Raw genomic sequence first — 12281 nt, 5'->3', positions numbered from 1 at the left:
AAAACAGCCTGCGACTTAGCAAGCTGTTCATACGTTTGTTTTCTAAGTTTGTGTTAGCCTCAATCAGAGCCCGACTTTTGCCAACTCTTGCTCTGCGAACTCAGGCGGTATCGCTAAATAGCCATCTTTCTCTACCAGTTCTTGCCCTTGCTTCGAGAATACAAAAGTGAGGAACTCTCTCTCTACAGGAGAAAGCGGTTTATCTGGGTGTTTATTCACATATACATAGAGAAAGCGCGATAGAGGGTAATCTCCGCTTAAAATATTCGCTCGAGTAGGCTCTACGTAATCAGAACCATGCTCAGCAATAGGAATTAACTTAACACCAGCCACTCGATAACCAATACCTGAGTACCCTATCCCGCTGATTGATGAAGCGACCGACTGTACAACCGACGCAGATCCTGGCTGTTCATTGACTCGGTTCTTGAAGTCGCCACTACATAATGCGTTTTGTTTGAAGTAGCCGTAGGTTCCCGAAACGGAATTACGACCGAACAGTTGGAATCTATGTTTTGCCCACGGCTGGCTGATACCTAAATCTTGCCAATTGTTTAGCGGCTTAGTCGCGCCACAGCGCAATGTCTCTGAAAATATGCTGTCAATTTCGCGAAAATTAAGTCCCTCGATAGAGTTATCACGATGCACAAAAAGACCAATCGCATCGATAGCAACTCGAAGCGCCGTCGGCTTATAGCCATGCTCCCTTTCGAACGCTTCCACTTCTCGTAGGCGCATTGGACGACTCATAGGCCCAAGGTGAGCAGTACCTTCCGTTAATGCAGGAGGTGCAGTGGATGAACCAGAAGCCTGAACTTGAGCATTCACGTTCGGGTAGTAAGACTTAAACTCTTCAACCCATAACGTTGTCATTCCCGCTAAGGTATCGGAACCGACAGACAACAAGCTGCCAGAAATACCCGGAACCTTAGAATAATCAGGAAGAGAATCGACACTTTGCTCGGCATGAACAGGGGTAACCAAAGCTAATGCTAATAATGAACTGATGGGGAAACGCATCCGGCGTATTAAGGAACTCATGACACTGTCAATCGGCTAGGCAGCGTGAAATGGAATCGGCTACCAACACCCACTTCACTTTGAATTTCTAAATGTGAATCATGGTGACTAAGCGCATGTTTAACAATCGCTAACCCTAAGCCACTGCCCCCAGTATCGCGTGAGCGTGCTTTATCAACACGATAGAAACGCTCCGTAAGTCGATGCAAGTGTTGTGGTTCGATACCGTCTCCAGTGTCTGACACATCCAAACACGCGCCTTGACTGGTTTGGTACCAACGAACCTTTACGGTCGCACCAGGCGGCGTGTATTTCACTGCATTGTAAACCAGATTCGATATTGCACTTCTCAGCTGATCTTCATCCGCTAATACGCGTAAACTCTTATCGATATCAAATTTCAGCTTGTGTTCTCGCTCTCCACTGAGACTAGCGGCTTCTTTTTCAAGAACTTCCAACATCGCCGGAACATTCACCACTTCATCCAATTCATGCATTGGCGCCGCTTCTATCTTAGAAAGAGTAAGAAGCTGATTGACCAAACTGTTCATACGATTTAACTGCTCAGTCATCACACCATGAGCCTTAGGCCACATAGGTCCAACGACCATGTCTGGATCTTCCGTCATTTCAAGATAGCCCTGAAGTACGGTCATTGGAGTGCGTAGCTCGTGAGAAACGTTAGCGAAAAAGTTACGACGCATGCCTTCTAGCTGTTTTAGCTGAGTAACATCACGTACTACCATGAGGTGTTCGCCCTCGGTATACGGTACGATACGAAGCTCAAGCATGCGCTCCACATTAAGTGGCGAAGGCATCTCTAACGGCTCTGAGAAATCTTGTTTATTAAGGTACTTGATGAAGTCCGGCGTGCGGATCAAGTTAGAGATGGGTTGGCCTGAATCGTCTGGCCAGCGAAAACCCAGTAAATACTGAGCAAGCTTGTTGCACCAAACAATATTGCCTTCACCGCGAAACACCACAACGGCATCGGGAAGGGATTCAGCACCGTTTCTGAAACGGCGGATAAGGTTGGTCAATTCTTTGCGCTTACGACGCTGTCTCTGCTGCATACGATAGATACCATTAAACAGAGACTCCCAGTTTCCAGAACCTGAAGGGGGTGTTAACCGCTTTTCATCCCACAACCAAGCAGACAAACGCATTTGATAGTGTAGATGCCATGCTAACTGTAATACTGTTGCAGCCAGCAATAACCAAGGTAAATAACCGAATATCCATCCGACTATAATCCAAGGTGCGTAAAAAAAAGCCAGCTCCCAAGCCAGCTTTTTCCAGGTTAACTTCTCAACCATTCAGGACTCCATAAACTGGGCAGTGAAGCCACGTTAAGCCTTTGTAGAAAAACGGTAGCCTGCGCCGCGAACCGTTTGAATTAATTTGTCATGACCAGCAGATTCAAGTGCTTTGCGTAAACGTCGAATATGAACATCAACCGTACGATCTTCAACGTAAACGTTGGTACCCCAAACGTTATTGAGCAGTTGCTCTCGACTGTATACTCGCTCTTGGTGAGTCATAAAAAAATGCAGCATTTTGAATTCGGTTGGGCCCATATCAACTGGACCTTCACTTGCGGTAACGCGGTGAGATACAGGGTCTAGCTTAAGGCCTTGTACATCAATCACATCTTCTAGTGCAGTAGGCGTTACACGGCGGATAACCGCTTTCAGGCGAGCAACGAGCTCTTTTGGTGAAAATGGCTTGGTGATGTAATCATCAGCGCCCACTTCTAAACCACGCACCTTATCTTCTTCTTCGCCACGAGCCGTCAGCATCACCACTGGGATGTTGCGAGTTAACTCTTCACGCTTCATGTGCTTGATAAAGTTTATCCCGCTACCACCAGGTAGCATCCAATCTAGTAATACTAGATCTGGGAAAGGTTCACATAGCTTGTTTACCGCTGTATCGTAATCTTCAGCCTCTACTGCTTGGTAGCCTTTTTGTTCAAGTACAAAACACAGCATCTCACGAATAGGTGCTTCATCTTCAACGACCAGAATCCTTCTCGACATAATTGAATAGCCTTAGTATTTAATCAACGCATTGCATTATCTGGTTTAATTATGACACTTTTGTGACCTTTGAAAACAAATTTTCATATAACTGTCTCAAACATTTCACTTTTAATTTTTATTGCAGGTATAAGACAAATGGATCGAAATCTCCTATGATGAGCGTCTTCAGATAAAGGTATGAGAAATATTTATGTGGTTTAAGAATTGCCTCGTCTATCGCTTTAATCGTGATATAGACTTCAACGCAGATCAGCTAGAGAAACAACTTGAAGAGTTCCGTTTTACCCCTTGTGGTAGCCAAGACAAACAGAAATTTGGTTGGGTAAACGCGATGGGTAGACACGGCGATATGATGACGCACGTATCAGAAAACCGCATTCTCATCTGTGCAAAGAAAGAAGAGAAAATGCTTCCAGCTTCTGTGATCAAAGATTCATTGAATGCAAAAGTAGAAACGCTTGAAGCAGAGTCTGGTACTCCTCTGAAAAAGAAAGAGAAAGACAGCCTAAAAGAAGACATCATCATCGATCTTCTTCCTCGTGCTTTCAGCCGCAGTAACTTCACTTACGCGCTGATCATGCCGAAAGAAGGCTTTATTGTTGTTGATGCTAGCAGCTACAAAAAAGCAGAAGACGTACTAGCATTACTACGTAAAACAATGGGTAGCTTGCCAGTAGTGCCAGCTATTCCAGAGCAAGCGATTGAAACAACGTTAACGGAATGGGTTAAGTCAGGTGATACGCCTAAAGGCATCACCATGCTTGATGAAGCTGAGCTTAAATCAATCCAAGAAGACGGCGGTATTGTTCGAGTTAAGAAACAAGAACTAGAAGCTGATGAGATTAAGAACCACATTGAAGCCAACAAAGTTGTGACTAAGCTTCTGATCAACTGGCAAGATCGCATTGAGTTCATTCTTGCTGAAGATGGCAGCATCAAGCGTCTAAAATTCAGTGATGAACTAAAAGATGAGAACGACGATATTCCTCGTGAAGATCAAGCTGCACGTTTTGATGCAGACTTCTCTCTACTTTGTGGTGAGTTCAGTGTTTTCCTACCAAACCTATTTGAATCATTAGGCGGGTTAACTCAACCTAACGCTTAATTGTTCCGATTTGAAGCTCAGGTATCGACGATATCTGAGCTTATTTCTTTCCCACTCCCGCTTATCAATACCTATCAGCTCGCTTCTTAATACCATTGTTATCTTTAGGGCTATCAACCAAACTCATTTTAGCGTAAAATTTGCGCCCCTTTGATATCACTTGGTGGTATCAACCTGACTTGAGATCAGATTAGAGAACGAAGCAATGACTACACAGAAACCATTTGTACCTGAACTATTATCACCGGCAGGAAGCCTTAAAAACATGCGTTACGCGTTCGCCTATGGCGCAGATGCAGTATACGCAGGCCAGCCACGTTACAGCCTTCGTGTTCGTAACAACGAGTTCAATCACGAAAACCTACAAATCGGTATCGATGAAGCTCATGCTCAAGGCAAAAAGTTATATGTTGTATGTAACATTCAGCCACACAACTCTAAATTAAAAACATTCATTCGCGACCTTAAACCAGTTGTTGAGATGGGCCCAGACGCACTTATCATGTCAGACCCAGGTCTTATCATGATGGTACGTGAATCATTCCCTGAAATGCCGATCCACCTTTCAGTTCAAGCAAACGCAGTAAACTGGGCGACCGTTAAGTTCTGGTCAACTCAAGGCGTTGAGCGTGTGATCCTATCTCGTGAGCTATCTCTTGAAGAGATCGAAGAGATTCGCGAACACTGCCCAGAAACAGAGCTAGAAATCTTTGTTCACGGTGCTCTATGCATGGCTTACTCTGGTCGTTGCCTACTTTCTGGCTACATGAACAAACGCGATCCAAACCAAGGTACTTGTACTAACGCTTGTCGTTGGGAATACAAGACAGAAGCTGCGAAAGAAGACGAAAACGGTCAGATCGTTGAAGCTAACCCTACCGGCGTTGCTATTCAAGAAGTAGAAACTCAAGGTATTGAAGTTCAAGACGAGCGCCCTGACAACACACTAGGCCTTGGTAAGCCAACTGATGAAGTCGTTTTACTTTCTGAATCGCACAAACCTGAAGAGAAAATGGCGGCGTTTGAAGATGAGCATGGTACTTACATCATGAACTCGAAAGATCTTCGCGCAATCCAACACGTTGAGCGCCTAACGAAGATGGGTGTTCATTCATTGAAGATTGAAGGGCGTACTAAGTCTTTCTACTACTGTGCACGTACAGCACAGGTTTACCGTAAAGCTATCGATGATGCTGTTGCAGGTAAGCCATTTGATGAGAGCCTAATGGGTACGCTAGAGAGCCTAGCTCACCGAGGCTACACTGAAGGCTTCCTACGTCGTCACACTCACGATTCATACCAAAACTACGAATACGGTTACTCAATCTCTGATACTCAACAGTTTGTTGGTGAATTCACAGGTAAACGCCGTGGCGACCTAGCTGAAGTAGAAGTAAAAAACAAATTCTTAGTTGGCGACAGCTTAGAAATGATGACACCTAAAGGTAACGTTGTTTTCAAACTAGAAGTGATGGAAAACCGTAAATCTGAAGCGGTAGACGACGCAAAAGGTAACGGTCACTTCGTATTTATTCCTGTGCCAGCAGATCTCGATCTAGAGTATGGCTTGCTAATGCGTAACTTGAGCGAAGGCCAAGATACACGTAACGCTTCAGGTAAATAACGGTTACTTGGGAAAGATAAATGGCTCTACTAATAACTGACAAGTGCATAAACTGCGATATGTGTGACCCAGAATGCCCAAATGGTGCAATCACTATGGGTGACAGTATCTTCGAAATCGATCCTGATTTATGTACTGAGTGTAAAGGTCACTATGAGAAGCCAACATGTCAGTCAGTATGTCCGATCACAAAATGTATCATTACTGACCCGAACCATATTGAAACTGACGACGAATTATTAGAAAAGTTTGTCATCATTCAAGGCTTGACCTAAAAGATAAAAGGTTCAACTTAATCATCAAGTTGAACCTTTTTTTTAACCCGACTTTTCAATGGGATATATGTTACAGAACATCTCTTTCTCAAATTGATATTCGAGTCGCTCTCGCCAGTTTATTGATTGAGCTATCGGAACAAGATAGAAGTTTTCTCTACTGGTATCAGTCACAAATGCCATTCCATACTGCATTAACTCATAGTGAACATCATTTACGAAGCTAGGATCTAAACGTTGTCTGCCTGTTAGCTGATTGATATCAGCTCTTGAAATAGAAATACCCGAGCTTTCAGCGTTGAACCTATGTCTTAACCATTCTGAAAATTCCTTCGCGCAAATCATAGTCATTGTCTTATCCTTGAATTTTTATAGACGGGTATCAGACTCTGATTTTCATATACTGCACATAAGCCGCATCTTTCACCCAAGAAACACGCCATCCCTGACTAAGCATTATCAAATTCATCGTTGTTTTTGCTATTGTCGTTATCCGTTTGTTTTGATATCAAACGATGTTCTTAATTACGTGTTTATAAACTCTAGACAAAAGTGTGACATTTCTCCAGTTTCAGAGACGAGAAAGTCAGTGGCATTTCCACTGTAATTAACCTCGATAGATGCGATTACTTATTAGATATCAAGGCCAAACACTGACTCGGCATTACTTTAACTTTCTTTTTTTTCTTACTTTTAGCGACTTTTTTAGGTGGAGGAACTGGAATGGTCTGCGGAGCCCAACTGGCAAGTTCATCTCCACAACCATCACCTTTTGGCGGGTTTGCTTGAGCGATGCAGTTAGAACTACCTTTAGGACATTTTAAACGAACATGAAAATGAGAATGATGTCCCCACCAAGGTCTGATTTTTCCTAACCAAGCTCTCCCATTGGCATCAGAGTTTTCTTGGTCACAAAGAGTTTGTTTAATGACAGGATGGACGAAGATTCGTACCACTTTTTCATCTTTGGCTGCATAGCGAATCACTTGAAAATGATCATCGGTCCAATTTGATTTACGTAATTTGTAGTTGGTAAGGTCGACTACACTTATTGGCTTAGGAACAGCAAGTTCATTCTCGGAAAGTCTCTCATCAGTGAGCCTTAACCATATATCAATATCCAACCCAGTCTGGTGGCTTGAATGGCCAGATGAGAAGCGTCCACCTCTAGGTAGCGAAATATCACCCACCAATAGATTTGTGTTGAGTTGTTTGCTTGTAGTTAAACCTAGCCTTTCAATAAACTGAATTGACTCTGTGTGGCCATAATAGCGCTCTCTCTGAGGGCGGATCACCTGATAACCTTGCCCATTAATTGGCAAAGCTTGCGCCCCGTCAAGACAACCATTAGCGTAACTACCTATGGATGAGGTTGAATTTCTTGTTGGGCTTTTCTCTTTTTCCCACGAGGTTGCAGATACAACAAACGAACAAAAGATAAGAGCCAATGTACAAAATAACCTCATAACAATTCCAAATAAACGATCACTGTTTTTATACTAGTCGTCATTAGGGAATTGGTGTATGTCGAGAGTGATATTTTTGGGATAGCTTGAGAGTTATCTACTGACTTTAGATATTTAAGTGAAAAAGCTTCACTATTCCTAGCGAATCTTCTCAATCTGTAGCGATATTATCGTAGTCGAAGACAAAAACTCACAGCCCTGAAACGACGAAAGCCTAGTCATAAGACTAGGCTTTCTAATAAATGGCGGAACGGCTGGGGTTGCAGGCACCGGGACTCGTTGGTCGCAAACCAAAACACTAGACACGAAAAAGCCCTAACATTTCTGTTAGGGCTTTGTCTTATAAGTGGCGGAGTGGACGGGACTCGAACCCGCGACCCCCGGCGTGACAGGCCGGTATTCTAACCAACTGAACTACCACTCCGCAGTGGTCAACTCACTAAGTGAGCGTCCATATCTCCAGGTTGGTCAACCTAAAGATTTAATTTAAAGCCTGGCGATGTCCTACTCTCACATGGGGAAGCCCCACACTACCATCGGCGCTATTGTGTTTCACTTCTGAGTTCGGCATGGAATCAGGTGGGTCCACAATGCTATGGTCGCCAAGCAAATTTTGCTTTTACTTTCAGTTTTTTTAAAAACTGAAGGCAAAATAATCTGGAAAACTGATTTAAAAGTCTCTCATCAAACTCATTCAAGCGTTTGGTATTTCTTTGAGTCCACAAAACCCCTTGGGTGTTGTATGGTTAAGCCTCACGGGCAATTAGTACAGGTTAGCTCAATGCCTCGCAGCACTTACACACCCTGCCTATCAACGTCGTAGTCTACGACAACCCTTTAGGACACTTATAGTGCCAGGGAAAACTCATCTCAAGGCTCGCTTCCCGCTTAGATGCTTTCAGCGGTTATCGATTCCGAACTTAGCTACCGGGCAATGCCATTGGCATGACAACCCGAACACCAGAGGTTCGTCCACTCCGGTCCTCTCGTACTAGGAGCAGCCCCTTTCAATTTTCCAACGCCCACGGCAGATAGGGACCGAACTGTCTCACGACGTTCTAAACCCAGCTCGCGTACCACTTTAAATGGCGAACAGCCATACCCTTGGGACCGACTTCAGCCCCAGGATGTGATGAGCCGACATCGAGGTGCCAAACACCGCCGTCGATATGAACTCTTGGGCGGTATCAGCCTGTTATCCCCGGAGTACCTTTTATCCGTTGAGCGATGGCCCTTCCATTCAGAACCACCGGATCACTATGACCTGCTTTCGCACCTGCTCGAATTGTCATTCTCGCAGTCAAGCGGGCTTATGCCATTGCACTAACCACACGATGTCCAACCGTGTTTAGCCCACCTTCGTGCTCCTCCGTTACTCTTTGGGAGGAGACCGCCCCAGTCAAACTACCCACCAGGCACTGTCCGTAATCCCGATTCAGGGACCAACGTTAGAACATCAAAACTACAAGGGTGGTATTTCAAGGACGACTCCATCACATCTAGCGACGCAATTTCATAGTCTCCCACCTATCCTACACATGTAGGTTCAATGTTCAGTGCCAAGCTGTAGTAAAGGTTCACGGGGTCTTTCCGTCTAGCCGCGGGTACACTGCATCTTCACAGCGATTTCAATTTCACTGAGTCTCGGGTGGAGACAGCGTGGCCATCATTACGCCATTCGTGCAGGTCGGAACTTACCCGACAAGGAATTTCGCTACCTTAGGACCGTTATAGTTACGGCCGCCGTTTACCGGGGCTTCGATCAAGAGCTTCGACCGAAGTCTAACCCCATCAATTAACCTTCCGGCACCGGGCAGGCGTCACACCGTATACGTCATCTTACGATTTTGCACAGTGCTGTGTTTTTAATAAACAGTTGCAGCCACCTGGTATCTGCGACTCTCGTCTGCTCCATCCGCAAGGGACTTCACTGATAAGAGCGTACCTTCTCCCGAAGTTACGGTACCATTTTGCCTAGTTCCTTCACCCGAGTTCTCTCAAGCGCCTTGGTATTCTCTACCCGACCACCTGTGTCGGTTTGGGGTACGATTCCTTACAATCTGAAGCTTAGAGGCTTTTCCTGGAAGCATGGCATCAATGACTTCACTACCGTAGTAGCTCGACATCGTATCTCAGCGTTAATGAAAGTCCGGATTTACCTAAACTTTCCGCCTACGTACTTGAACCTGGACAACCGTCGCCAGGCCCACCTAGCCTTCTCCGTCCCCCCATCGCAATTGTAAGAAGTACGGGAATATTAACCCGTTTCCCATCGACTACGCCTTTCGGCCTCGCCTTAGGAGTCGACTTACCCTGCCCCGATTAACGTTGGACAGGAACCCTTGGTCTTCCGGCGAGGGAGTTTTTCACTCCCTTTATCGTTACTCATGTCAGCATTCGCACTTCTGATACCTCCAGCAGCCCTTACAGACCACCTTCAACGGCTTACAGAACGCTCCCCTACCCCACATACCCTAAGGTACGTAGCCGCAGCTTCGGTGTATAGCTTAGCCCCGTTACATCTTCCGCGCAGGCCGACTCGACCAGTGAGCTATTACGCTTTCTTTAAATGATGGCTGCTTCTAAGCCAACATCCTGGCTGTCTGAGCCTTCCCACATCGTTTCCCACTTAGCTATACTTTGGGACCTTAGCTGGCGGTCTGGGTTGTTTCCCTCTCCACGACGGACGTTAGCACCCGCCGTGTGTCTCCCGGATAGTACTTACTGGTATTCGGAGTTTGCAAAGGGTTGGTAAGTCGGGATGACCCCTAGCCTTAACAGTGCTCTACCCCCAGTAGTATCGTCCGAGGCGCTACTAAATAGCTTTCGGGGAGAACCAGCTATCTCCAGGTTTGATTGGCCTTTCACCCCTAGCCACAAGTCATCCGCTAATTTTCAACATTAGTCGGTTCGGTCCTCCAGTTGATGTTACTCAACCTTCAACCTGCCCATGGCTAGATCACCTGGTTTCGGGTCTAATCCTAGCAACTGTACGCCCAGTTAAGACTCGGTTTCCCTACGGCTCCCCTAAACGGTTAACCTTGCTACTAAAATTAAGTCGCTGACCCATTATACAAAAGGTACGCAGTCACACCACGAAGGTGCTCCTACTGCTTGTACGTACACGGTTTCAGGTTCTATTTCACTCCCCTCACAGGGGTTCTTTTCGCCTTTCCCTCACGGTACTGGTTCACTATCGGTCAGTCAGTAGTATTTAGCCTTGGAGGATGGTCCCCCCATATTCAGACAGGATATCACGTGTCCCGCCCTACTCGTTTTCACTGATTATGAGATGTCGATTACGGGGCTATCACCCTTTATTGCGGCACTTTCCAGAGCCTTCATCTGTCTCATTAAAAGCTTAAGGGCTAATCCAATTTCGCTCGCCGCTACTTTCGGAATCTCGGTTGATTTCTCTTCCTCGGGGTACTTAGATGTTTCAGTTCCCCCGGTTTGCCTCCTGTTGCTATGTATTCACAACAGGATACTTACTTATGTAAGTGGGTTTCCCCATTCAGGAATCCCAGACTCAAAAGGTTATTACTACCTAATCTGGGCTTATCGCAAGTTATTACGCCTTTCATCGCCTCTGACTGCCAAGGCATCCACCGTGTACGCTTAGTCACTTAACCATACAACCCGAAAGGGTCTCTGTTTTACTTTCGCTTTTGAAAAGTGAAAACAAACTAGTATGGCAACTAACCAAGGTTTTTGGTTGTCATCAAGAAGGGTTAATTCTTGATAACTGTTTGCCGGACTCAATTATGAATCAAACTCAGTTTGATTCGAATACAAGACACTTGAATGTGTTTGTTGTGTTTACCTAATGAAAGATAAACATTGAGAACTTTTAAATTTGATTAACTTAATCACAGCCTTGGCCGTTTTGTTTTACTTTTTAAAAAGTAAAAATAATTAAGCTAATCAGTCAGCTTTCCAAATTGTTAAAGAGCTTGATTCAAACTAATGAACCATTTTTAAATATTTTCAAAGAAAAACACTTAAAGATGGTGGAGCTATGCGGGATCGAACCGCAGACCTCCTCGCTGCCAGCGAGGCGCTCTCCCAGCTGAGCTATAGCCCCATCTGGAAAAGTATTTCTACTCTTAAACTTTCTAAACCTAATCAATCTGTGTGGACACTCATCGTAAGTATCTTCGTATAAGGAGGTGATCCAGCCCCAGGTTCCCCTAGGGCTACCTTGTTACGACTTCACCCCAGTCATGAACCACAAAGTGGTGAGCGTCCTCCCCGAAAGGTTAAACTACCCACTTCTTTTGCAGCCCACTCCCATGGTGTGACGGGCGGTGTGTACAAGGCCCGGGAACGTATTCACCGTGACATTCTGATTCACGATTACTAGCGATTCCGACTTCATGGAGTCGAGTTGCAGACTCCAATCCGGACTACGACGCACTTTTTGGGATTCGCTCACTATCGCTAGCTTGCTGCCCTCTGTATGCGCCATTGTAGCACGTGTGTAGCCCTACTCGTAAGGGCCATGATGACTTGACGTCGTCCCCACCTTCCTCCGGTTTATCACCGGCAGTCTCCCTGGAGTTCCCGACATTACTCGCTGGCAAACAAGGATAAGGGTTGCGCTCGTTGCGGGACTTAACCCAACATTTCACAACACGAGCTGACGACAGCCATGCAGCACCTGTCTCAGAGCTCCCGAAGGCACACCTGTGTCTCCACTGGCTTCTCTGGATGTCAAGAGTAGGTAAGGTTCTTCGCGTTGCATCGAAT

The 12281-nt window shown here is 45.4% G+C and carries 8 protein-coding genes, 2 tRNA genes, 2 rRNA genes and 2 other annotated features; of the genes, 3 read left to right on the top strand and 9 right to left on the bottom strand.

Annotated features, from left to right (window positions below):
• Positions 1-63 precede the first annotated feature (63 nt).
• The 3 genes from MED222_RS03915 to phoB are packed head-to-tail and all read right to left on the bottom strand — an operon-like array spanning position 64 to position 3059.
• Positions 64-1020 carry a PstS family phosphate ABC transporter substrate-binding protein gene (locus MED222_RS03915; RefSeq protein ID WP_009848264.1) on the bottom strand — a complete coding sequence of 319 codons (957 nt, stop codon included), beginning with the start codon at positions 1018-1020 and terminating at the stop codon, positions 64-66.
• A gap of 17 nt (positions 1021-1037) precedes the next feature.
• Entirely contained in the window at positions 1038-2336 is a 1299-nt protein-coding gene (phoR, locus tag MED222_RS03920) for a phosphate regulon sensor histidine kinase PhoR (RefSeq protein ID WP_009848263.1), read from the bottom strand.
• Positions 2337-2369: 33 nt separating this feature from the next.
• The gene (phoB, locus tag MED222_RS03925) at positions 2370-3059 is read right to left on the bottom strand and encodes a phosphate regulon transcriptional regulator PhoB (protein WP_004735064.1); all 690 of its coding nucleotides are present in this window, start codon (positions 3057-3059) and stop codon (positions 2370-2372) included.
• A 193-nt stretch (positions 3060-3252) separates the two neighbouring features.
• Between phoB and rdgC the strand changes: the two genes are divergently transcribed.
• From rdgC to MED222_RS03940, 3 genes are all read left to right on the top strand, one after another.
• Positions 3253-4167 carry a recombination-associated protein RdgC gene (gene rdgC, locus MED222_RS03930; protein ID WP_009848262.1) on the top strand — a complete coding sequence of 305 codons (915 nt, stop codon included), beginning with the start codon at positions 3253-3255 and terminating at the stop codon, positions 4165-4167.
• Between the two features lie 205 nt (positions 4168-4372).
• Complete coding sequence (trhP, locus tag MED222_RS03935; protein ID WP_009848261.1) at positions 4373-5791, top strand: prephenate-dependent tRNA uridine(34) hydroxylase TrhP; 1419 nt, start codon at positions 4373-4375, stop codon at positions 5789-5791.
• A gap of 20 nt (positions 5792-5811) precedes the next feature.
• Positions 5812-6066 carry a YfhL family 4Fe-4S dicluster ferredoxin gene (locus MED222_RS03940; RefSeq protein WP_004735061.1) on the top strand — a complete coding sequence of 85 codons (255 nt, stop codon included), beginning with the start codon at positions 5812-5814 and terminating at the stop codon, positions 6064-6066.
• 42 nt (positions 6067-6108) lie between these two features.
• On the opposite strand, the gene MED222_RS03945 is transcribed toward MED222_RS03940, so the two are convergent.
• From MED222_RS03945 to MED222_RS03970, 6 genes are all read right to left on the bottom strand, one after another.
• Positions 6109-6417, bottom strand: coding sequence for a hypothetical protein (locus MED222_RS03945; protein ID WP_009848260.1), 309 nt, complete (start codon positions 6415-6417; stop codon positions 6109-6111).
• A 275-nt stretch (positions 6418-6692) separates the two neighbouring features.
• Positions 6693-7532: a penicillin-insensitive murein endopeptidase gene (gene mepA / locus MED222_RS03950; protein WP_009848259.1), complete on the bottom strand. Its 840-nt coding sequence runs from the start codon at positions 7530-7532 to the stop codon at positions 6693-6695.
• A 347-nt stretch (positions 7533-7879) separates the two neighbouring features.
• Positions 7880-7956, bottom strand: a tRNA-Asp gene (locus MED222_RS03955).
• 67 nt (positions 7957-8023) lie between these two features.
• Positions 8024-8139, bottom strand: a 5S ribosomal RNA gene (rrf, locus tag MED222_RS03960).
• Positions 8140-8274: 135 nt separating this feature from the next.
• Positions 8275-11164 (bottom strand): 23S ribosomal RNA (locus tag MED222_RS03965).
• A gap of 376 nt (positions 11165-11540) precedes the next feature.
• A tRNA-Ala gene (locus MED222_RS03970) sits at positions 11541-11616 on the bottom strand.
• Between the two features lie 91 nt (positions 11617-11707).
• Positions 11708-11842: a sequence feature (16S ribosomal RNA rRNA prediction is too short), on the bottom strand.
• Positions 11843-11855: 13 nt separating this feature from the next.
• Positions 11856-12281 (bottom strand) — a sequence feature (16S ribosomal RNA rRNA prediction is too short).

The sequence above is a fragment of the Vibrio sp. MED222 genome (assembly GCF_000153005.1).
GTDB classification, from domain to species: domain Bacteria; phylum Pseudomonadota; class Gammaproteobacteria; order Enterobacterales; family Vibrionaceae; genus Vibrio; species Vibrio tasmaniensis_A.
This window is presented reverse-complemented; position numbering and strand designations above follow the sequence as displayed.